The sequence below is a fragment of the Robertmurraya korlensis NBRC 107688 genome, assembly GCF_001591645.1.
Lineage (GTDB): Bacteria > Bacillota > Bacilli > Bacillales > Cytobacillaceae > Robertmurraya_A.
In genome coordinates, this window is the sequence record NZ_BCVH01000024.1 from 1 (window position 1) to 22,770 (window position 22,770).

At 36.9% G+C, this 22,770-nt stretch carries 22 protein-coding genes and 1 tRNA gene; 15 read left to right on the forward strand and 8 right to left on the reverse strand.

The features are described from left to right. Window positions 1-59: 59 nt before the first annotated feature. Window positions 60-133: transfer RNA gene (locus BKO01S_RS20420), tRNA-Gly, on the forward strand. 204 nt (window positions 134-337) lie between these two features. Here the strand turns inward: BKO01S_RS20420 and BKO01S_RS25085 are convergent. Further along, on the reverse strand, window positions 338-466 hold the full coding sequence (locus BKO01S_RS25085) for a hypothetical protein (protein ID WP_269748561.1): 129 nt from the start codon (window positions 464-466) through the stop codon (window positions 338-340). Window positions 467-738: 272 nt separating this feature from the next. Here BKO01S_RS25085 and BKO01S_RS20425 point away from each other — a divergent pair, with 272 nt between their 5' ends. The 6 genes from BKO01S_RS20425 (at window position 739) to BKO01S_RS20450 (ending at window position 6,555) form a co-directional block, all read left to right on the forward strand. Next, on the forward strand, window positions 739-1,443 hold the full coding sequence (locus tag BKO01S_RS20425; RefSeq protein WP_066058851.1) for a response regulator transcription factor: 705 nt from the start codon (window positions 739-741) through the stop codon (window positions 1,441-1,443). Continuing rightward, window positions 1,433-2,848: a sensor histidine kinase gene (locus tag BKO01S_RS20430; protein WP_066058854.1), complete on the forward strand. Its 1,416-nt coding sequence runs from the start codon at window positions 1,433-1,435 to the stop codon at window positions 2,846-2,848. The genes BKO01S_RS20425 and BKO01S_RS20430 overlap by 11 nt, the downstream gene beginning before the upstream one ends. A 152-nt stretch (window positions 2,849-3,000) precedes the next feature. After that, window positions 3,001-4,275, forward strand: coding sequence for a S1C family serine protease (locus tag BKO01S_RS20435; protein WP_084362159.1), 1,275 nt, complete (start codon window positions 3,001-3,003; stop codon window positions 4,273-4,275). 91 nt (window positions 4,276-4,366) lie between these two features. Next, window positions 4,367-4,864, forward strand: coding sequence for a hypothetical protein (locus BKO01S_RS20440; protein WP_066058858.1), 498 nt, complete (start codon window positions 4,367-4,369; stop codon window positions 4,862-4,864). A gap of 2 nt (window positions 4,865-4,866) precedes the next feature. Next, complete coding sequence (locus BKO01S_RS20445; protein ID WP_066058862.1) at window positions 4,867-5,538, forward strand: PspA/IM30 family protein; 672 nt, start codon at window positions 4,867-4,869, stop codon at window positions 5,536-5,538. Between the two features lie 129 nt (window positions 5,539-5,667). Further along, window positions 5,668-6,555: a peptidylprolyl isomerase gene (locus BKO01S_RS20450; RefSeq protein WP_066058864.1), complete on the forward strand. Its 888-nt coding sequence runs from the start codon at window positions 5,668-5,670 to the stop codon at window positions 6,553-6,555. A gap of 43 nt (window positions 6,556-6,598) precedes the next feature. Here the strand turns inward: BKO01S_RS20450 and BKO01S_RS20455 are convergent, their stop codons facing one another. The 4 genes from BKO01S_RS20455 to BKO01S_RS20470 all read right to left on the reverse strand — a co-directional run bounded on the left by BKO01S_RS20455 (window position 6,599) and on the right by BKO01S_RS20470 (window position 11,326). Continuing rightward, window positions 6,599-7,978: a hemolysin family protein gene (locus BKO01S_RS20455; protein ID WP_066058866.1), complete on the reverse strand. Its 1,380-nt coding sequence runs from the start codon at window positions 7,976-7,978 to the stop codon at window positions 6,599-6,601. 48 nt (window positions 7,979-8,026) lie between these two features. Then, window positions 8,027-8,446 (reverse strand): MerR family transcriptional regulator, encoded by a 420-nt coding sequence (locus tag BKO01S_RS25090; protein WP_084362160.1) that lies wholly within the window; start codon window positions 8,444-8,446, stop codon window positions 8,027-8,029. Between the two features lie 194 nt (window positions 8,447-8,640). Further along, window positions 8,641-9,780, reverse strand: a complete 1,140-nt coding sequence (locus BKO01S_RS20465) for a histidine kinase N-terminal domain-containing protein (RefSeq protein WP_066058874.1) — start codon at window positions 9,778-9,780, stop codon at window positions 8,641-8,643. 142 nt (window positions 9,781-9,922) lie between these two features. Then, on the reverse strand, window positions 9,923-11,326 hold the full coding sequence (locus tag BKO01S_RS20470; RefSeq protein WP_066058875.1) for a cryptochrome/photolyase family protein: 1,404 nt from the start codon (window positions 11,324-11,326) through the stop codon (window positions 9,923-9,925). Window positions 11,327-11,516: 190 nt separating this feature from the next. Between BKO01S_RS20470 and BKO01S_RS20475 the strand changes: the two genes are divergently transcribed. The 4 genes from BKO01S_RS20475 (at window position 11,517) to BKO01S_RS20490 (ending at window position 14,507) form a co-directional block, all read left to right on the forward strand. Beyond that, window positions 11,517-11,741, forward strand: a complete 225-nt coding sequence (locus BKO01S_RS20475) for a FeoA family protein (protein WP_066058877.1) — start codon at window positions 11,517-11,519, stop codon at window positions 11,739-11,741. After that, window positions 11,741-13,744, forward strand: a complete 2,004-nt coding sequence (feoB, locus tag BKO01S_RS20480; RefSeq protein WP_066058880.1) for a ferrous iron transport protein B — start codon at window positions 11,741-11,743, stop codon at window positions 13,742-13,744. Before BKO01S_RS20475 ends, feoB begins: the two co-directional genes overlap by 1 nt. Before the next feature lie 16 nt (window positions 13,745-13,760). Beyond that, on the forward strand, window positions 13,761-13,925 hold the full coding sequence (locus BKO01S_RS20485) for a FeoB-associated Cys-rich membrane protein (RefSeq protein ID WP_066058883.1): 165 nt from the start codon (window positions 13,761-13,763) through the stop codon (window positions 13,923-13,925). Between the two features lie 120 nt (window positions 13,926-14,045). Further along, complete coding sequence (locus BKO01S_RS20490; RefSeq protein WP_066059020.1) at window positions 14,046-14,507, forward strand: helix-turn-helix transcriptional regulator; 462 nt, start codon at window positions 14,046-14,048, stop codon at window positions 14,505-14,507. Between the two features lie 85 nt (window positions 14,508-14,592). On the opposite strand, the gene BKO01S_RS20495 is transcribed toward BKO01S_RS20490, so the two are convergent. After that, complete coding sequence (locus BKO01S_RS20495; RefSeq protein WP_066058885.1) at window positions 14,593-14,913, reverse strand: hypothetical protein; 321 nt, start codon at window positions 14,911-14,913, stop codon at window positions 14,593-14,595. 199 nt (window positions 14,914-15,112) lie between these two features. Between BKO01S_RS20495 and BKO01S_RS20500 the strand changes: the two genes are divergently transcribed. From BKO01S_RS20500 to BKO01S_RS20510, 3 genes are all read left to right on the forward strand, one after another. Continuing rightward, the gene (locus BKO01S_RS20500; protein WP_066058888.1) at window positions 15,113-16,381 is read left to right on the forward strand and encodes an MFS transporter; all 1,269 of its coding nucleotides are present in this window, start codon (window positions 15,113-15,115) and stop codon (window positions 16,379-16,381) included. Window positions 16,382-16,827: 446 nt separating this feature from the next. Then, window positions 16,828-18,585, forward strand: a complete 1,758-nt coding sequence (locus BKO01S_RS20505) for an ABC transporter ATP-binding protein (protein ID WP_066058891.1) — start codon at window positions 16,828-16,830, stop codon at window positions 18,583-18,585. Then, window positions 18,582-20,594 carry an ABC transporter ATP-binding protein gene (locus BKO01S_RS20510; protein WP_066058895.1) on the forward strand — a complete coding sequence of 671 codons (2,013 nt, stop codon included), beginning with the start codon at window positions 18,582-18,584 and terminating at the stop codon, window positions 20,592-20,594. The genes BKO01S_RS20505 and BKO01S_RS20510 overlap by 4 nt, the downstream gene beginning before the upstream one ends. A gap of 309 nt (window positions 20,595-20,903) precedes the next feature. Here the strand turns inward: BKO01S_RS20510 and BKO01S_RS20515 are convergent, their stop codons facing one another. Next, on the reverse strand, window positions 20,904-21,110 hold the full coding sequence (locus tag BKO01S_RS20515; RefSeq protein WP_066058898.1) for an alpha/beta-type small acid-soluble spore protein: 207 nt from the start codon (window positions 21,108-21,110) through the stop codon (window positions 20,904-20,906). A 274-nt stretch (window positions 21,111-21,384) separates the two neighbouring features. Between BKO01S_RS20515 and BKO01S_RS20520 the strand changes: the two genes are divergently transcribed. Beyond that, complete coding sequence (locus tag BKO01S_RS20520; protein WP_066058901.1) at window positions 21,385-21,627, forward strand: hypothetical protein; 243 nt, start codon at window positions 21,385-21,387, stop codon at window positions 21,625-21,627. A gap of 38 nt (window positions 21,628-21,665) precedes the next feature. Here the strand turns inward: BKO01S_RS20520 and BKO01S_RS20525 are convergent, their stop codons facing one another. Beyond that, window positions 21,666-22,763, reverse strand: coding sequence for an ABC transporter ATP-binding protein (locus BKO01S_RS20525; protein ID WP_066058904.1), 1,098 nt, complete (start codon window positions 22,761-22,763; stop codon window positions 21,666-21,668). Window positions 22,764-22,770 lie beyond the last annotated feature (7 nt).

The window sequence follows — 22,770 nt, forward strand, 5'->3', positions numbered from 1 at the left end:
AATAAAATAGAGGCTGACTGATTAGGTCCGACAGGCACTAGATAAGTTACCAAATATTTGCGGGTGTAGTTTAATGGTAAAACCTCAGCCTTCCAAGCTGATGTCGTGAGTTCGATTCTCATCACCCGCTCCATTATACATATAATCTTGTTTCCAACACTAGAGTTGTTTCATTAAATGAAGCAGTCCTAGTGTTTTTTATTAGTTTCCGGTGTTTCTCTCGGTCTTAAGTCTTAGTGGAAAATATACCTTGGGGTTGTTGGGGGAAAAATGCAAAAAGAAGAATATGCAAGAGAATGTTGCATAAAAAGGGGCTAGGTGCATTGCACCTAGCCTTTTACCAATCTTGTGTATTTTCAAGTAAATGATCGATTTCAATTGTTGTAATGAATGAATAACCCTCATCTTCTGTAAGGTCGCGAGTGGATTCTAACAATTCATCGATATCAGCTTTAATTAATCGCATAGTTATTAACTCCTCTCGTTTTATGTACGTTATTAACCATTCCCTTTTTCCCGGTCTACTAAACTTTTCGATGGGACAATCTTTTTTATGGGGGTAAGAAGTATTAAAAACATATAGATTTATTTCTTTCTTTTTTCTTATCATGTTATGAATAAAATATGACCAAACTATTACTTAGCTATTAATAAAGTGGGAAGAATCTCAATTTCAGTTGAAAAAAGTTGTAAATACCTTTAAATTTAGGTCGAGAGCAGTATGGGGAGATGAGATAAATGAATGTATTAGTGATAGAAGATAATGAGAGTGTATGCTCAATGATTGATATGTTTTTTTCTAAAGAGGGAATAAATGGGACGTATATTCATGATGGACTAGAAGGCTTGAACACGTTTAAATCAGGGGAGTGGGATCTAGTCATAATTGATTGGATGCTTCCTAGTTTGGATGGTGTGATGATTTGCCGGAAAATTCGCGAAGAAGGCTTTTCTGTTCCTATTATTATGTTAACAGCAAAGGACACAGAGTCTGACCAAGTGCTTGGATTGGAAATGGGTGCTGATGACTATGTAACTAAACCGTTTAGTCCACTTGCCTTAATGGCAAGGATAAAGGCAATTAGTCGCCGCATTCAAAGCAATGACTTAGTAAAAGTCGATAAAGGAATGCTGCAAACAAAACATTTTAAAATCAGTAAGGATACAAGAGAAGTCTTTTTAGATGATCAGCCAGTATTAAATTTAACACCAAAGGAGTTTGAACTTCTTTACTACTTCGCCCAGCATCCGAAGCAAGTGTTTACAAGAGAACAGTTGCTTGAACGAGTGTGGGGGTATCAATTCTATGGCGATGAGCGAACGGTAGATGTTCATATAAAAAGATTAAGGAAAAAGATTGGAACCGACTCACAGCCATTTTTTCATACAGTGTGGGGTGTAGGCTACAAGTTTGATGAACTGGTGCAAGGAAATGAAAATTAAATATTTGTACCAGCAGCTTATTAGTCATATAAGTGTGTTAGTGGTTGCTTTTTTAATATTAAGCTTAGTATTTGCCCACTACGTAGAACGTCTGGTATATCAAAATAAAGTTGATGAACTTGAAGCATATGGAGAGAATATTTTACGTGATATAACAGAGGGCAATCTTCCCTCCGATCGAATCGTAAATGAGTATTTAACCGTATTAGGCGGGCGAAATATTAGCTTTTCTATTTTTGATGAGAAAGGAACAGTCATATTTCCTGCTGATAAACATGGGGCAGATATTAGGTTAGTGGATGAAGTACTTGAAAAAATTTCGAGTGGAGAGACACTTGTTGTTAAAAACCGGACAAAACGCTCCAATCAGGAAGTTACTCTTGTTGCCATTCCTTATATTGTAAGTGGACAATTAGCAGGAGGGATCTTTCTTACTGCACCAATAAGCGGTTCGAGAGAGATGATCAGTCAAATTAACCAGTATTTATTCTATACCGTTCTCATTGCTCTTGTAGTTGCAGTTTTACTTAGTTGGATTATATCTAGAATACATGTTCATAGAATCAAACGAATTCAAGCAGCAACATCATCGGTAGCTGCGGGAAATTATACAGTAAAGCTTCCTTCATCCAATTTTGATGAAATTGGGGAGCTTGCAGAGGATTTTAATTCGATGGTTATGCGATTAAACGCCTCGAAGGAAGAAATCGAAAGTTTGGAAAATCGCCGTCGTAATTTTATGTCAGATGTATCGCATGAACTTCGAACACCTCTAACTACGATTAGTGGAGTAATTGAAGGATTAAAGAATAATATGATTGCAGAAGAAGAAAAAGAGAAGGGGATTCAACTAGTAAGTAAAGAAACAAAACGTCTAATTCGCCTTGTAAACGAGAATTTGGATTACGATAAAATTCGCTCGAACCAAATTAAGCTTACAAAAGAAGATATTTTATTGGGTGAGATATTTGAAATCATTCAAGAGCAATTATTCCTTCAAGCTGAAGAAAAAGGAAACTCTATCCGTATAGAGGTAGAGGAAGGCATATGCATTCATGCGGATTATGACCGTTTAGTACAAATTCTTATTAATATTACCAAAAATAGCATTCAGTTTACTTCAAACGGAAGGATCCTTTTAAGAGGGAAGAAGGGAATAAGAGAAACCATTATTGAAATAGAAGATACGGGAATTGGAATTGATCCAATGGAGATTGAAAAGATATGGCATCGTTTTTATAAAGCCGAAATCTCGCGTACATCAAACCCATTTGGAGAGTTTGGGTTAGGGTTGTCAATTGTTAAACAACTTGTCCAGCTTCATAATGGAAAAATAGAAGTTACTAGTGAAAAAGGAAAAGGGACGACATTTACAATTTGTTTTCCATCCGTTGATCCTAGTTGAATCATAAGCCGCAATTTGCGGCTTATTTTTTTTGCTAAATTAACATAATCTTTCCCTATTATTTCTAACTCTATTAAAGGTTTGTTAATTATTTGTTCATAAATGGGGTCTATGATGTAACTATAAAGCAAGATATGAAGGAGGAGCTTAAGATGAGTGATTTTAATCAATACCCACCACAATTAGAAACTTCACAAGAGTACCATATAGAACCAGTTAAGAAGAAAAAGAAAGGAGCTAGGGTGAAAAGCTTTCTATCAATGGTGACTGCTGGGGTTGTAGGCTCTATGCTTACCATCGTGGCCATTCCTAATATAGACACGCTTCAAAACCTTTCTGAGAAGATAGGTGGAGTTACAGAAAACACAAGTTCCGCATTGTCGAACTCAAACGAAAATAATGAGGCAGCTGCTGTAGTTACAACTACCGCAACGACAACAAAAAATTCTAGCGATATTGCCGTTGCAGATATGGTTGAAGCATCCTCAAAAGCGATTGTAGGAATCGTCAATTTACAGCAGCAAACTAGCCGTTATTCTACTGAGACATCAGCTGTTGAGGCCGGGTCAGGGTCAGGTGTCATTTTTAAAGTGACAGGAAATGAGGCTTATATTGTTACAAACAATCATGTAATCGAAGGGGCCAGTGAAATTGAGGTTTCACTTTATAACGGTGAGAAAGCAAGTGCACAATTAATTGGAGCAGATGCTTTAACAGATTTGGCGGTATTAAAAATTAATTCCACAGATGTCGAAGGTACACTTGAATTCGGAGATTCTTCCACATTACGCGCGGGAGAAGAGGTACTTGCCATAGGGAATCCACTTGGTCTTGAGTTTTCACGTACGGTCACTCAAGGGATTGTAAGTGCAACTGAAAGGACCATTGCTGTTACTACTTCCGCTGGAGAATGGGAGCTGAATGTAATCCAAACGGATGCAGCTATTAACCCTGGAAATAGTGGTGGAGCATTACTCAATTCAAGTGGGCAGGTAATTGGAATTAATTCACTTAAGATCTCAGAGGATGGGGTTGAGGGGTTAGGATTCGCGATTCCAAGTAATGATGTAGTACCAATCGTAAACCAACTTATTGAATCAGGGAAAATTACGCGTCCTTATATGGGAGTTAGCTTAGCTGGCTTAGAGGAGCTTCCACAAATGTATCTTCAGGAAGTGCCAGAAGCAGTAACGGAAGGTGCAATGATCATGCAAATTGATTCTAGCTCTGCTGCTGCAAAAGCTGGTCTAGCAGTTGGTGATGTAATTGTTAGTATCGATGAAGTGAAGGTAACGAATTCAAATGATTTACGAAAGTACTTGTTCAATGATCTATCTGTAGGCGATGAAATAACATTAAAGGTATATAGCAAAGGACAAGAAAAAACTGTCACGATGACCTTAACTGCTCAGCAAGCGACAAGTTAAATAAATCTTAGGAGGCTTTAAAAATGAACGATAAAAACAAGCTGGTTAATCAACAGGGTATTCCGTTTCTCTTGAAGGGAGGTGAATTGATTTGAACAAGGCGATAAAATGGACGATTATCGTAGCACCAATCGTCGTTCTAGCGATTGTTATTGTTAGCGTGTTTAGCATACCAACGATGACTGTTCAAGCTCAGGGATTTCATGGAACGAGAGGCGGAGGCATTCACGGTTTCCATGATAGAGGTATGATGGTCAACCACTCCTTCTTATTAGTACCATTCTTACTAGGGGTATTAGTAAAGGCTGGCTTAGTGATAGCCGGTTGGATGCTATGGGTTCGAGGAAAGAGCAATGGGATGAAGCTTACTGGTGGAATCCTACTTGCAATAGGTTTACTTTCTTTATTACCTACTATTCTAGCTATCCCGCTTCTTATTCTATTAGGTTACTTACTTTATAAGGGTGCAGTAAAGAAAGAGGCGAATGTTCAAGAATTACTGACGGGAGACGATTTAGTTGTACCGTCCTATACACATAGAGATTTCCTTGATGAGTGGGAAAACAAAGTACGTAGGGAGGAAAAGTAAAAATGGGGATTTTTAAACGAATAAAGGATATAGCAACAGCTGATGTTAATGATGCTTTGGATCGATTAGAGGATCCAATTAGCATGCTCAAACAATACTTAAGAGAACTTGAGGGAGAGATTGGCAAGGCACAAAAGGCCCTCGCTCAGCAGCTGTATATTGAAAAGAAGTTTGAAGCTGTTATTGAATCAACGATTGACAGAGTCCAAAAAAGAGCAAGACAAGCAGAGTTAGCAGTCGAAAGAGGAGAAGATCAGATTGCTAGACTAGCGATAGAGGACAAGCTTCAACAAGAGAAAAAATTACGATTGTATGAAGGGCAGTATCACACAATAAAAAATCAAACAAACTTATTGTATGATGAACTCGATAAACTTAAAGAAAAATACGACGAATTACAAGATCGTAAACTTCTGCTTGTTTCTAGAATGACAGCGGCAAAGGTAACAAACGATATATCGCAGGTTCTATCTTCTATTAATCCAGACCGAGCAGTGAAAGGATTCATAAAAGTAGAGGAAGAGATACTTAAACTGGAAGCAAAGTCACAAGCAAATCAATATTTCACTAAAGCGAATGTGGGAAGAATTGAGAGTGTGCTTGGAACATACTCACATGAAGATGTTGAGAGGGAATTAGAGAAACTAAAGTCTTCAAGACTAGAAACTGTATAAGCAAAGGAGAGGGGGACGAGCAATCGTCTCTTTTCTTTTTTCATACCTCTTTCATTGCTTGTTAATAGTTTGGTCACATTTACAGTTTACTATAGAGGAAGAGAAAACAAAGGAGAGGACAATTAGACAATGAAAGAAAAATTACTAAGGAAAAAATTAGTTATAACAATCGTAACAGCGTTAGTCGGACTAGCTATTATAGCAGGTATTCTCTTATCAACAAAAGATAGTGTGGTAGCAAAGGTAGGAGATGCGTCCATTTCCGAAGCCGAACTGCAACAGAGTTTATTAGACCAATATGGAGCAGATGCTCTCGATGTTTTAATTACTAACAAATTAATCGAACTCGAAGCGGACAAACAAAAGGTTGCTGTAACCGAGGAAGAAATTGAAGAGGAACTTGCTGCATTGGCAGAATCATATGGTGGTGAAACTGCACTTGAGGAGGCAGTTGTGGCGAGTGGCATGACCATGAACGATGTGCGTGATGACATTGTCAATTATTTAAAAACAGAGAAATTACTTGAACCAAGAATTGAGATTACAGATGAAGAGTTACAAACGTATTTTGATGAAAATAAAGATACTTATGCGACAGCTGAGCAAGTACAAGCTAGCCATATTTTAGTTGCTGATGAAGCAACAGCAAACGAAGTCAAGAGTAAACTCGATGCGGGTGGGGACTTTAGTGAATTGGCTAAGGAATATTCAACAGATACTACAACAGCGGAATCTGGTGGAGACTTAGGATATTTTAGCAGTGGTGATATGGTCGCAGAGTTTGAAGAGACTGCATTTGCGCTCGGTGTGAATGAAATTAGTACTCCTGTAAAAACGGAGTATGGTTACCATATCATTAAAGTGGTTGATCATCAGGAAGCAAAGGAAGCTAATTTCGAAGATAGTAAAGAAGAGATTAAAGATACCTTAAGGAATGATAAGATGTCTACAGAATATACAGTATGGTTAGAAGAGCTTAAAGAAGAGTATAAAATTACAAATTATCTAGAAGCATAAAAACAAAACCTCGATTGATTGTATCAATCGAGGTTTCTAACTGTCAGAAACTTACTGACTGTTTAGAAATAATTTCTTCGGATGGGTTTTGGACAGCTGGAAGTGGGGTATCAATTAGAGAATGCTTTGTTAAATTCTTTGACACCTCTACATATTTCATATGGTGTTCTTCCATCTCAATAATTTTGAAGGTGTAGTTTTTAAGTGAAATTTCATCACCTTCTCGTGCCTCATAATTCTCAGTTAAAATCCAACCACCAATTGTGTCTACATCTTCATCATCAATATTTAATCCTAATAAATCATTGACTTCGCTAACTAGCATCTTTGCATCGATAATATAATGATCTTCCTGAAGCTTTCGCACCATTGGAATCTCATCCATATCAAATTCGTCACGAATTTCGCCAACAATTTCTTCAATAATGTCTTCGACTGTCACTAGACCTGAAGTCCCGCCATATTCATCCATAAGAATGGCCATATGAATCCGGTCCTTTTGCATTTTGACTAATAAATCGTGGATAGGAACCGTGTCTATAACTCGGATAATTGGTCTTGTATAAAGCTCAAGTGTCTTTGTTAATAGCGTTCGGTTTTGTATTAGCTCTGTCATGATTTCTTTTATATTTACCATTCCAATAATATGGTCCTTGTCACCGTCGATGATAGGGTAGCGGGTAAACTTTTCTTCATTTACAACTTGAAGAAAGTCCTCTAACGTATTGTCTTTTGATAAGGTAACGATTTCGCGTCTAGGAACCATAATTTCCTTGGCAATTCGGTTATCGAATTCAAATATTTTATTTACATACTTAAACTCTGATTGGTTTATTTCACCACTTTTATAGCTCTCAGAAAGTATTAATCGTAGCTCTTCTTCAGAATGTGCTAAGTCATTTATGGAAGCAGGTTTTAGCCCAAATATTTTTGTTAATATTTTCGTAGTTCCATTAAGTACAAAAATGAATGGGAACATAAGTCGGTAAAACCAGATAAGTGGACGAGCAGTAAAAAGTGTCATTTTCTCTGCATTTTGCAGGGCCATCGTTTTTGGAGCTATTTTTCCAAATAATACATGTAGGAATGTTATAGCCAAGAATCCTATTCCAAAAGAAAGGAAGGAAATTAGCGATTCGTTCCCGTTCATTTGTTGGAAAATAGGACGTAATACGATTTCAATTGGTTCAATTGCTAACCACCCTAGACCTAGTGTTGTCATTGTAATTCCAAGCTGACAAGCAGACAGGTAATTGTCTAAGTTAGCATTTACCCTCTTTGCAGAATTAGCACCTTTTTTGCCTTCCTCAATGAGCTGGTCAAGCCGTGCGACTCGCACCTTTACAATAGCATATTCTGAAACCACAAAAAATGCTGTCAAAGCAATTAAAATGGCAATTAAAACCAAGTTTAATATGTCCAATAAGTTTCCTTATCTCGCTTTATAAACGAGTAAGGAGTCACCTCCCAGTTAATTCGAAAATTTTACTAACCTATGAAACTCGGGTAAAAACTTCATCAGCCATTCGCTCTCCATTGTTAATTCTTCAGAGAGCACTTTCGTTTGCTGACCATCTAGATTTTCAATTAATGGGATGAGTACAGAAATATCGTGCTGTAGCTGCTTCATTTGTTGACCGATGGAGTGAATATGCTTTTCCATTTCTCCCTGTTTCACGTTTTTTTGCTTTTTTATTTCTAGCTTTCTCTTAATCTCATCCAAAGGGATATGCATTTCCTTACATTCCTCAATGAAGTGTAAATTCTCTAAAGCTTCATCATTATAAATTCTGTAATTTCCCTTTGAGCGATCGGCATGCAATAAACCTAAATTTGTGTAATAGTCAATTGTTCTTCTTGAAACTTTTGCGATTGAAGCTAGCTCCCCAATACGGTAAAATGCCCCATTGTACCACCTCTTCTTATGAAATGTTCAGTATAAATAAATATAATTATACGAAAGGGAAAACTGTACAGTCAAACGTTACGGTTATAAAAAAAATGGTATTATCCATATTTTATGATAAATCTAAGGTTATATGAAGATTCCTTAATGAATTGTTAGAAAAATGAAAAAAAGCCTCTTTACTCAGAGGCTTCCGACAAGGAAGGAATGGGCATGGTCATTCTGAAAATGGTTTTATCCGCATTGGATTCACATATAAGGCTACCTTTATGCTTTTCGATGATTTCTCTACATACAAACAGTCCAAGTCCAGTTCCTAGAGTTTTTGTTGTGACAAATGGCTCGAAAATTGATTTTAACATCGGGTATGGAATCATCGGTCCGTTATTAGATATTTCAATAATTACATGATTATTGTGAGAAAGGGAACAAATGATTTCTATAATAGGGTCTTCACGGTATTGTGTTAACACATCAATGGCATTAAATATAATGTTAATTAACACCTGTCTAATTTCATCCACATATCCGAATAGATAAACATTGTCAAACGTTTCTCTAATGACCTTTACTTTTGAGTCGAGTATGCTCGGATATAAGAAAATCAGTACTTCATCAATAAGCTCATTTAAAGAAAACGAACTTTTTTCTTTTCCGATAAGCTCTTTCTTTGAGAGAAGTAAAAATTGAGAAATACGGAAGTTTAGTTGCTCTAGTTCACTTGAAATGATGTCTAAGTATTTTATAGATGGATCTTCCGCTTTTAATAATTGAATGAAACCTTGAACAGAGGTCAAGGGGTTTCGAAATTCATGAATGAAACTTGAGGTCATCTGTCCAAGAAGTGTAAGTCTGTCCTTGTGGGTAGAATCAATAAATTGTGTCTTTTCTTCAATTATTTTGTTTTTCTCCTCTGTAAAATAAGAAACGGAGTGCAGCAAGAATTTATCAAAGAAGGCATCGATGCTCCTAATGGATTCCTGTATTTCTTCTTTTGTAAAATCAGTTTCAAGTAAATGATGATAGATAATCGAACGACCAATGTTGACATTATAAACAAATGCCCCAATATTGATAGAATCCTTTTCTCGCTGTTCTGCGACTTTTAACAAGAATTCTTTAATGAATTTTTCAAAGTCTAAGCCATCTATTTCAAGACCATCTAAAAGCATTTGAAATAATGAAAGATCATTCGTATGGATCTCAAATTTATAAGGTTCATCTGTTGATTTAAGAATTTCTATTTCCCATAAAGAGACTAATAAATTCTTTGATTTTGAGAGATAATCAATTAATTTCTCTCTGGTTGCTTGTAGCATGGATTGTCACTCACCCTTATTTTCTTTCTCTCTTTATTAGTTAATAAGGATATATTCGAGGATTTTAGGAGGAATCCTCTTTAGAACACCGAGAAAGATAGAAATGATACGTAAGTCTTATATGTGAAAAGAAAATCCGTTACTAAGGTAGTTGTTTGAATGACTCGAGTGCTCGTATTCTTGCAATATTATGTTCAATGACAGGATATGGATAGGTAATACCTAATTTTAGTTGTCCATCCTGTATAATGCTATCTGGGGTTAGCCATGGTGTATGAATAAATTTAGTTGGAATTCCACGTAATTCAGGTATCCACCTTTTAACATACTTTCCTTCGGGGTCAAACTTGGTCCCTTGAAGGATAGGGTTAAATATTCGGAAAAATGGAGCAGCATCTGAACCTGTTCCGGCCACCCATTGCCAATTAAAAGAATTAATGGCAAGATCAGCATCTACTAATGTGTCTAAAAACCAGCGTGCACCCCGTTGCCAGGGAATAAGAAGATGCTTTACAAGAAAAGAAGCAGTTATCATTCTTACTCGATTTGGCATGAAGCCTGTACGCCAAAGTTGTCTCATCCCAGCATCAACGATAGGATAACCAGTTAATCCACTAGTCCAAAGGTGAAATAGCTTATCGTCATCCTGCCAGGGGAATGATAGGAATCTACTATTTACGGATTGATCAATCATAGACGGATTACTCATAAGTACTTGATAAGAAAATTCTCTCCATACGAGCTGGCGTAAAAAAGCCTCTACCTCCTCGTTGTCTTCATCTAGTTGGGTTAAAACCTTATTCCAAATGTATCGTGATGAAATCTGTCCAAACGCTAAATATGGTGATAGAAAAGAGGTGGATTTAGAAATCGGGATATCTCTACATTGTTCATAAATCTTAAGGTTCGTCTGGATGAATTCTAATACCAGAGACAGACCATGTTCCTCGGTAGGTTTGTATATCGTAAATTGCTCATCCCAACGGATTGTGGGAAGAAGTTGTAGTGCATGAACAGGGATGGACGGAAGTTCACGCATATTCGTTCTATTCATAATACGCGGATTCATAATAGGCCTAGGAATTTCATGCTTTCGAAATTGTCGATAAAATGGTGTAAATACTTTAAACCCTTTCGAATTGCCTTTAGTTATTGTCCATGGCGGTAATAGGAGTGTTGACTCAAAGGTCTGCACACGTATCTCTCTGGACTGAAGTTCTCTTCCTATCATTAAGTCTCGATTATATACATTTGGTTCATAGACTCGATTCCAATAGACAGCAGTAGCCTTCGTTTTATAAAGCACTCGTTCAAGCTCTTCCTTATAATTACCTTTTCTAATTAAAAAAGGGATTTGTAGCTTTTGTAGCGACTGTTGAAAGTCTAATAGGGCATGATGGAGCCACCAATTACTAGCGCTGAAACCTTTCTCGGGCTCATATATAAATACAGCAATCATAGACGAATGTTTATTTGCGGCAGCTAATGCCGCATTATCATGGACGCGCAAATCTCTTCTAACAATGTATAAAGCAGTATCTACCATGTTTTTGTTCCTCCAATGTGTTTTCCAAATTAAACAATACCGTTTTACGTTATAAGGGAGCAAAAATGAGTGTGTTTACTGTGATATTTCACACAGCGAACCAATGGGTTAACATGCTATATATAAAGATAATCATTCTCAATTAGAGTTTGTTAGCTATTTAAATATTACATATATATGGGTGATAAATATGTTGATTGAATTAAAAGCGGGGGAACATGCGATTATTAAGGACATATCTGGTGCTAATGCATTAGTCAGGCGTAGATTATTAGATTTAGGAATAACCGAGGGCTCAACAGTATGTGTAATATGTATTATGCCATTCGGTGGGCCTATCATGCTGGAATCATGTGGACAGTGCGTTGGAATAAGAAGAAATGAAGCCCTTAGCATAGAGGTGGAAAAAGGATAATGGAGATTGCACTATTTGGAAATCCGAATACCGGAAAAACATCACTTTTCAACAGTTTAACAGGTTCGTATGAGTATATTGGAAATTGGAGTGGAGTGACAGTTGAGAAGAAGGTGGGGAACCTTAAGCAGCAAGCTGCAAGATTAATTGATTTACCAGGAATTTATTCGCTAAACCCTTTGTCAAAGGATGAAGGTGTGGTTACACAATTTGTCCTTCATGAAACCTACGACAAAATTCTTAATATAATAGATGCTTCTCAAATTGAGAGGAATTTACATCTTACTCTTCAATTATTAGAATTAGGTAAGCCCGTTGTTGTTGGGCTGAATATGGTTGATGTAGCTAGTAATCGGGGCATTGAAGTACATACTGAAAAGCTTGGAGAGATATTAGGTACACCTGTTACGTCTGTTATAGCACGAAGTGGAAAGGGCTGTGATGTACTAGCAGAAATGGTTACCGCAACTTCCTATGGAGTTTTAGATAAAAACCTAATTTACTATGGAAAAGAAATTGAAGAAACGATTCTACAAATCTCACAATTGGTTAACGGAAAAACAAATATATCCTCACGTTGGCTTACCATACAGTTGTTAGAGGGAAATGAGTATGTAAAGAAATATATGTATGGACTTTTAGGAGAAGAAAGCATAGAACAGGTGATTAGAAAGGTAGAACAGAGGATTTTTCAGTCTAGTGGAAAAACGGTAGATCAATATATTTACCAAACTCGAAGGGAAGTCATTTCTTCAATAACTAAAAAGGTTACGGTAAGAAGAGAAGAGACACGTCAACCATTTTCAGAGAAAATGGATGCATTGGTCACTAATAAGTGGTTAGGAATTCCCATTTTCCTTAGTCTGATGTATGTGATGTTCATGCTTACTTTCGATTGGCTAGGATTTCCGTTATCTGATTTGCTTGATGGATTTATTACCGGTCCGCTTACTAATCTTATTGAAGAATTCCTTAGATTAGTCGGTGCTTCTAATTTTATACATGCCATTGTAATTGATGGAATCGTTGCAGGTGTGGGTGGGGTACTAGTCTTTGTACCACAAATATTTATTTTGTTTTTCTTCATTTCCCTACTCGAGGATTCAGGCTATATGGCTAGAGTGGCATTAGTTATGGATCGAATAATGGAGTTGGTTGGTTTAAATGGAAAGGCATTTATTCCGATGATGATTGGATTTGGATGTAATGTTCCAGGAGTAATGGCAGCCCGTACGATAGAAACACCAAAGGAAAGAATACTTACGATCTTGTTAACTCCTCTTATGTCTTGTTCAGCTCGGCTTCCTGTATATGCCCTATTTGTAGGAGCTTTTTTTGTAAAGTATAAGGCTTTTGTCGTCCTATCTCTGTATGTTATCGGGATTATTGTTGCCTTGATAATAGCAAAGCTATTTTCTAAAACAATATTAAAAGGAGAGACCTCATTATTTGTAATTGAGCTTCCTCCTTATCGGCTCCCCCAATTCCAGACTTTATGGAGAAGCACATGGGATAAAGGCAAAGGATTTATCCGTAAGGCTGGTACGTTCATATTCGCAGGCTCCGTTCTGATATGGCTGTTATCGTACGCTGGTCCATCGGGGGTAGATGTAAAGATGGATGAGAGCTTCCTTGCAATGATCGGTGGGGTATTTGCCCCCCTGTTAACTCCAATTGGCTTTGGTTCTTGGCAAGCAGGAGCATCCCTTTTGACTGGTTTTTTAGCAAAAGAAGCAATTATTTCAACAATGAATATTATTTACTATGTCCCAGACGAATCTAGCTTACAAGGATTACTAGCAACATCTTACTCTCCATTAGCAGCCTATAGTTTTATGTTGTTTATTTTATTGTATATCCCTTGCTTGGCAACAGTTGCAACTATTAGAAAAGAAACTGCTTCAAGAAAGTGGACAGTAATATCAGTTGCCTATGCCTTTGTTGTAGCCTATCTATTATGTTTCCTTGTTTACCAAGGTGGAAAATTATTAGGATTCTCTTGAACAATGAGGTGGGAACATGTTGGTAAATATTCTTTTAGGTGGTATTATATTTGGTTATGCTAGCTTTACTTTTATAAAGCATATACAAAAATCGAAACAAGGAAAATGTGCAGCATGTGCTGTGAAGAATACTTGTCAAAGTGAGGCTGTATGTGCTAGTAAAGTAACTAATAATAAATAAGTGAAAACCTGCTATTCATATAGGATAGCAGTTTTTTATTGGAATATTTTCCATTGTTGATTTATAATGAATAAAGGATGTGTAAAATTACACCAATTCATTTTAAAGGACTGAATGGATTTGACTAGAGACGAGATAATATCGAAGGTATCGGAGAAAATGAGATTAATCCGGACGGAAGCAGGGTACACACAGGATAAAATGGGTGAAGTCATCGGTCTTTCGAAAAAGACGCTCGTACAAATCGAAAAAGGTAGGATGGATGCAAACTGGCAAACGGTTGTTACCATTTGTGCTCTATTTCGCGAAACCGAAACGATTCAATATTTATTCGGGAGTGACCCGCTAGAAGTGCTAGAGACTGTTGCAAGAGATGGAATTGATTATCGAAAAGAAAAAACATTGGGTGGAAAGCTATGGTGGCGTGAGATTGACAGAAAAAAGGGGATTATTCTACAGCAAAATGTCTTAAGTCAACACTATCGCATTCTTGATGATGAGTACTTTCGCATTTTTAGCAGTTTCGAAGAACATGCCTCTAGAGAGCGATTTGAAGAGCTTGTTAATGAAATAAAGGATTAAAGAACAAAAAGCTACTTGTTGTCCAGGAGGGAAACTAGTAGCTTTTTTTCATGAAATAGTATGAATGAAGCAGTTGTCCTTTTCATCACTTTAGTTGGAGGGGGTGTTGAAAAGAAATGGATTTAGAAACAGGGTTGAACGAATGCTCATTTTCAAAAATAGCTTTAATCTTGTTTAGGAATAAATGATTTCTTTGTCCATCAACAACTACCAATAACTTACTACCCTTTTTTAATGTTAAAAAAAATGTAACTAGTTTTGCTATGTGTAAGCCGGAAACGGAATGTTGATTATGATAAAAAGTGACCATACCATTGAATTTCTTAGTTAATGTGTATAGCTCCATAATCTCTTTCATCATTAATCGATGGGTATAACGAATCGTTACAGACGATGTTTCGTTCATTGACCTCACTCCTTTATCGATAGAGATTTACTAACTAATTACCCCTAATTATTCTATATGAAACATGTTTGTAAGGAGAAGAATTGGAAAATTCCGCCTATCAGTCTAGAGACCGAGGAAAATCCCATCAAAGGTCTGTTTTGGAGAAAGTTTTCTAAGAGTAAACTTTAAGTATCAAAGGGAGTTAGGGGTAGAACGAATGAATAAATTTATTGTTGTCTTTCAAAACAAAAATTTCACAAAGCTTTTTTTAGCCAATTTCACCTCACAAATGGGAAGTACCATTGGACTTACCGCCTTCATGTTCTATTTATTGGATCATTTTTCAGATCAGCCTTTGTACGCATCAATTACAGAATTAATGTACTCTCTCCCCACATTAGTCATTTTCTTCCTAGTCGGAGTTTTTGCTGATCGTATGGATAGACAAAAGATAGCTTTTAGCTGTGACTGGATAAGTGCTGTGCTATCCATACTCTTTTTAGGAACCTTATTTATAGGGTGGATGCCACTTATCTTCTGTGTTCTCTTTTTAAGAAGTGCGGTTCAAAAATTCTTTTTCCCTGCTGAACACTCAATGGTTCAAGGAATTCTAAAACAGGATGATTACACAACTGCTGCTGGTTTAAATCAATTGGTAATGAGTTTATTTATGTTATTCGGTAATGGATTAGGGGTGTTTGCCTATTGGACAGTAGGAATTTATGGTGCCATCCTTATCGATACAGTAACCTTTGTCCTTAGTGCTCTTCTTATTCGTTCCTGTAAGATCGATGAGACGGTGCGGATGCCAAATGGGAAACATCGTTTAAAAGATTTAAATATCTCTACAGTCATTGTTGATTTCAGAGACTCGATGAAATATATATTACAGCATGGTCTTTTGCGAACATTGTTAATTGGTTTTATCGTGTTTGGTGTTGTTAATGGTGGTTTTAGCGTCATGCCAGTTTTTATCTTGAAATATAAGCTTGCCCCTGAGACCTATGAACAATTTTCTATTATCGTCGGAATAATGTTTGGAACAGGAGCTCTGCTTGGAAGTGTGATTGCATCGTTTATTAGCCAAAAATTAAAACTTCATCAGCTCATTATTATGGGGCTTCTAATAACCGGGAGTTTTGTCATCCTGTCATCCCTAACTACGTCACTGGTTTTATTCCTTGTACTCGTGTTTATTTCGGCTCTAGGATTACCACTGATTAATATAGGAATCGGAGGTTGGATGCCTAGTATTGTAAATCCAAAAATGATGGGGAGAGTTCAAGGGTGGGTTTCACCATTAATGATGTTTTCTCAATCGCTTACTTTGGGATTTATCGCCTATAGCTTTCCAACATTTTTAAAAGTGGAGATGCTTTACTGGATCGTGGGAGGATGTTTGATATTAGTAGGGGTATTTTATGCAATTACCCTTCCGAAGTACAGCCGAGATATCCTACCACAATCAAAGCCAATGACGGTTTAGTGCAATACTGAAGGTCTATAATAATAAGAAAATTCAATTGACTTTAGGGAGCATTGATGATAATGTAACAAATATGGAAAATAATGAAAGGATAGGAGGTTGCGATCATGAGAGAAAGAGATTTACACATTCACTCAACTGAATATATGAACGTAACCATTTTCATATCCTTGTCTTAAATGAGCCCATTTTCAGTATTTAACGAACAGCACGGGTTACGTAGGAAGTAACTTGTGCTTTTTTGTCGTCTTTTGACATATCGCATAGGATGCGGTATGTCTTTTTTGTCTTTAATAGAGGTAGCATTGGGAAATACCCATTACTATAAAAAAACTTAAGGAGGAAGGAACAATGCAAACATTACGTGTAGAAAGATTATTGGTATCATCCGTGGAGCTTGAGAGTGGCTAGTTATACATCCGGAAAGAAAGAGAGGAGACAACAATATGTTCTCTATTTTACGAAAATTAAGTTGGTTTTTTAAAGAAAATTGGAAGCGCTATACTGTTGCGATAACGCTTCTTGTTTTTATTGGATTTGTAGATGTCATTCCACCAAAGCTTGTTGGAATGGTGATCGACGATATTCACATGGGGGTAATAAGTAACGAAAAAATTGTGCAATACTTATTAGCCTTTTTTGTTCTTACAGTTGTATCGTATGGAGTTACCTATATTTGGATGTATCAACTATTTGGTGGTGCATTTTTAATTGAAAGAAAACTTCGCTCTCAATTTATGAGGCATCTTCTGAAGATGACACCTACATTCTTTGAGAAAAACAGAACCGGGGATTTAATGGCCCGTGCAACAAATGATTTAAAAGCCATTTCTACAACCGCTGGTTTTGGAATTTTAACCTTGGTAGACTCAACAGCCTTTATGCTAACAATCGTTGCGATGATGACGATCTTTATTAGTTGGGAGCTTACTCTTGCAGCCGTTCTCCCTTTGCCAATAATGGCTGTTCTAATTAATTATTACGGCAACACTATTCATAAAAAGTTCATGTCAGCACAGGATGCATTTGGTGAATTAAATGACCGCGTTCTTGAGTCCGTCTCTGGAGTAAGAGTGATTCGAGCTTATGTACAAGAGCGTGAAGATCAAAAACGGTTTCACGAAATGACAGAGGATGTTTTCAAAAAAAATGTGGCTGTTGCGAAAATAGATTCTTTATTTAATCCAACGATAAAGGTTCTGGTTGGACTAAGTTATGTTATAGGATTAGGGTTTGGTTCGTATTTAGTTTTCCATAATCAACTTACGTTAGGGGAACTTGTTTCGTTTAATGTATATTTAGGTATGCTCGTTTGGCCGATGTTCGCGATTGGAGAGCTTATAAACATCATGCAAAGAGGAAATGCCTCATTAGACAGGGTACAAGAAACTCTTTCATATGAGCCTGATGTATCAGATCCATTGAATCCAAAATTAAATCATCATCCGGAGCAGATTACTTTTAAGGAAGTTTCGTTTCGCTATCCATCTTCAAACATTGATAACCTAAATAAAATCAATGTCGATTTGAAGCGAGGAGAAACGTTAGGGATTGTTGGTAAAACAGGTAGTGGAAAAACAACATTTATTAAACAGCTACTCAGAGAATATCCACTAGGGATAGGGGCGTTAACCATTTCTGATGTAGAGTTAAATGAGCACACATTAGAGACAACTAGAGGGTGGATTGGGTACGTTCCACAGGATCATGTCCTGTTCTCAAAGACGGTAAAAGAAAATATCCTTTTTGGACGAATCGATGCGACCGATAACGATTTGGCAAAAGCAATTGAATTAGCGGATTTCCAGAAAGATATTGAGATGCTTCCAGAAGGGCTAGCAACACTTGTTGGAGAAAAAGGTGTAGCTTTATCTGGAGGACAAAAACAGAGAATTTCAATTGCAAGAGCATTAATTAAAAAACCTGAAATTCTTATTTTAGACGACTCCCTGTCTGCGGTTGATGCAAAGACAGAAAAGAAAATTATTGAGAATATACGAAGTGAACGAAGTGGGAAGACAACGATTATAACAACCCATCGTATGTCTGCTGTCCAGCATGCAGATCGGATTATTGTTCTGGATGAAGGGATAATTACTGAGGAAGGAACACATGAGCAACTCATGGAACGATACGGCTGGTATCGAGAGCAATATGACCGCCAGCAGGTTCAAGCCTCATCTGAAGTGGAGGTGAGCGTATGACGACTGGTAGACGCCTCGTACAGTACGCTTTGTATTATAAAAAAATTATTATCGCAGCCCTTATGATGCTATCTGTTGCGGTTACTGCTGACCTTGCGGGACCCTTCATAGCTAAACGAATGATTGATCAACACATATTAGGTATTGAGTCAACTTGGTATCAAACGAATGGAACAAAGGATTCAGTTGAATACAAAGGGAATTTTTATAAACGTGAGAAATATATTGAGGACGACGAAGTAAAGGTAGAAGAAGCAACTATTCTTCAGGTAAATCGTTCTTTTGTCTTTGTTGAGGAAGCTACTCCTTTTGATGGAGAGAGAACCTTTAGTAATGGTGTACTAACTATTACAAAGGGAGACGAGATTGATACCTTCGAAGGAACAAAGCTAACAACGGAGGAGCTAGTAGCATTTTATCAGCCGGAAACCTCAAGAATTATTGCTTTATTATCCCTTTACTTTGGACTAATCGTTATTGCGGCTATTTTTGAATACGGACAGCGTTATTATTTGCAGATATCTGCAAATCGTGTCATTCAAAAAATGCGTGAGGATGTATTTGGGCAGATTCAAAAGCTTCCTATTCGGTACTTTGATAATTTGCCAGCTGGAAAGGTTGTTGCGAGAATTACCAATGATACGGAAGCCATTCGGGAATTGTATGTGACCGTGTTATCAACCTTTTTCACAAGTGCGATTTATATTACGGGAATTTATATTGCTTTATTTATTCTCAATGCAAAACTAGCATTTATTTGCTTATTACTTTTGCCGATTCTCTTTGTGTGGACGCTTGTTTATCGAAAATATGCATCAAAGTATAATCATAAAATACGATCAAGAAACAGCGATATTAATGCGATTGTGAATGAATCCATCCAAGGGATGAATGTAATTCAAGCATTTAATAGAGAAAAACAAACACAATCAGAGTTTGAACATTTAAACGAAGACCATTTTAAGTTTCAAAACAAGCTATTGAGTCTCAACTCGTTAACTTCTCATAATTTAGTGAACGTACTCAGGAATGTGATATTTGTAGCTTTTATTTGGTATTTTGGGGGAGAAGCATTAAAGCCCAGTGCAGTAATTTCTCTTGGAATGCTTTATGCGTTTGTTGATTATATTAATCGACTATTTAACCCTATTCAAGGGATCGTTAATCAGCTAGCCAATCTTGAACAAGCACTTGTTGCAGCAGACCGTGTATTTGAGTTGTTAACTGAAAAAGGCATCGACGTTAATGATAATAGAATGGACCGCTATAAGGGGAATGTAACTTTTGATCATGTATCATTTGGATATAAAGAAAATGAGTACGTGTTAAAGGATATTCATTTTACTGCGGAGCATGGAGAAACTGTTGCGCTTGTGGGGCATACTGGTTCAGGAAAAAGCTCAATTATCAATCTGCTTTTTAGGTTTTACGATTGTCAAAAAGGCAGTATTTTAGTTGATGGGACCGATATAAAAAATATTCCACATCAAACATTAAGGCAGCATATGGGAATCGTGTTGCAAGACCCTTTTCTATTTACAGGTACGATTGCCTCAAACGTTAGTCTTGATAATCCGTCTATCACAAGGGAAAAGGTGGATCAAGCACTTCGTGATGTTGGAGCAGATAGAGTATTTAAACATCTAGAAAAAGGATTTGATGAGCCAGTAATTGAAAAGGGTAGTACGTTATCTAGTGGTCAAAGACAATTAATATCATTCGCAAGAGCATTAGCATTTGATCCTGCCATCCTCATATTAGATGAAGCAACGTCTAGTATTGATACGGAAACGGAAATGATCATTCAAGAGGCGATGGATGTATTGAAAAAGGGAAGAACAACATTTATTATCGCCCACAGATTATCGACAATTAGAAATGCAGATCAAATACTCGTATTAGATAAAGGCAGAATTGTTGAAAAAGGAACACATGACGAACTAATGGAACAAAAAGGAAAATATTATCAAATGTATCAGCTTCAGCAAGGAAGTAATTTAGCTGGTTAATGTTCAAAGAATGTTCGAATTTTTGACATACAATCTTCCTAATTTAAGTCCAGTCGATCCCAAAATTCGTGATAATGTTAAAGCAACTTAGGCACGAAGGGAGATTTGAACATGGAAGAGCTTTCTGTGACATTAGTAATTGCAAGTATTATGGTATTAGGTTACTTTATTGGATTTACAATTATAAAAGAATCATGAGAACTGCCTTTTTTGAAAGGCAGTTTTTTTATTTGGGCATAATATGAAAGCCCTCTCCCGTAATGGAAGAGGGCTAAGCCATACTTATTCAGTTGTGCTATCTTAAGTTAATTAACGTTGGAAAGAACCGCTCATAGATTGTTGAGCCATAGATACTAGACGCTTAGTGATTTCTCCACCTACAGATCCGTTAGCACGTGAAGTAGTTTCGCCACCAAGGTTTACACCAAATTCGCTAGCGATTTCATACTTCATTTGCTCTAATGCTTGCTCTGCTCCTGGTACTAATAGTTGGTTTGAAGAATTGTTGTTTGCCATGTTGAACACTCTCCTTCAGTTTTTTTGGTGGACTATTTTGGATTGAACCAAATTGATTTTATTTAAAATCAAGCTTTCAGCATAGTCCGTTATAGAAGTGTATTGGTTGTTGGCGACTTGTTGTCGCTGTGTTTACTCAATATTATGGATGATTTTTTAGATCCTATTCGCAATAAACTACAGGTAATGTTTTCCTGTTTTCATTTTCTTTTTACTTACATGAATGCGTTATATGCTTCTCAAACTAATAAAAAAACAAAGTAGGGAAGAGAAAATGGGAATTTGTCCAGTTTGTAACGGCCTTGAAGAAAAATACTTTACATGTAGTTCCTGTGGAAACCAATTAGAGGAAGCAGGAAGGCTAATGGATTTTTTTGATGACTATAGTGCCTATATGCCAATTGATTTAATGAAGCTTGAAGATGGATATCCACAAGATCACGCTAAAAGTCTTTGCCCTCATCTTTATAAGTGTCCTGCTTGTTATAGTGATGAGGTACAATTCATACAGGAATAAAAAAAAGGAGGCAGCACTATGTGCTGCCTCCTCAGTAATTAACGTATTCTTGACTCTGTAGCTACGTCGAAGAAGTGAGCTTTATTAAGATCAAAGGCTAAATCGATTGATTGACCAGGTTTGATATCTGAACGAGAGTCTACTCTTGCTACAAAATCTTGACCCTCAATACTTGAGTAAAGCATGGTTTCAGCACCAGTTAATTCTGAAACATCAATTTTTACATGAATTTTTGTACCTTGAGAAGCTTCAATGAAAACAGGCTCATCATGAATATCTTCTGGACGGATACCAAGAATAATTTCCTTACCAACATATCCTTGCTCACGTAAAACTTTCATTTTTCCTTCTGGGATTGCGATAGAAGTTTTGCCTGCTACAAATTTGCCTTCCTCGATTTTTCCTGTCAGGAAGTTCATTGCAGGAGATCCAATAAACCCACCAACAAACACATTTTCAGGCTTTTCGTATACTTCTTTTGGTGCTCCTACTTGTTGAATAATTCCATCTTTCATAACGACAAGGCGAGTAGCCATTGTCATTGCTTCTGTTTGGTCATGCGTTACGTAAATCGTTGTTGTTTGTAGACGTTGGTGAAGCTTTGCAATTTCAGCACGCATCTGAACACGAAGCTTAGCATCTAGATTCGATAATGGCTCATCCATTAAGAATACTTTAGCATCACGGACAATAGCACGACCTAAGGCCACACGCTGACGTTGACCACCAGAAAGAGCTTTAGGCTTACGATCAAGATAAGGTTCTAGACCGAGAATTTTTGCAGCTTCTTGAACACGGCGATCGATTTCATCCTTAGGAAACTTACGAAGCTTTAATCCAAAAGCCATATTGTCGTACACACTCATATGTGGGTAAAGAGCATAGTTTTGGAATACCATGGCGATATCGCGGTCTTTAGGTGCAACATCATTCACACGCTTACCATCGATTGAAAAATCACCTTTAGATATTTCTTCAAGACCAGCAATCATACGTAAAGTTGTTGATTTACCGCAACCAGAAGGCCCAACGAATACGATAAATTCCTTGTCTTGGATATGAAGGTTAAAGTCTTCAACAGCCGTTACTTTATTGTCGTAAATTTTATAAATATGATCTAAAACTAACTCAGCCATAATTGTT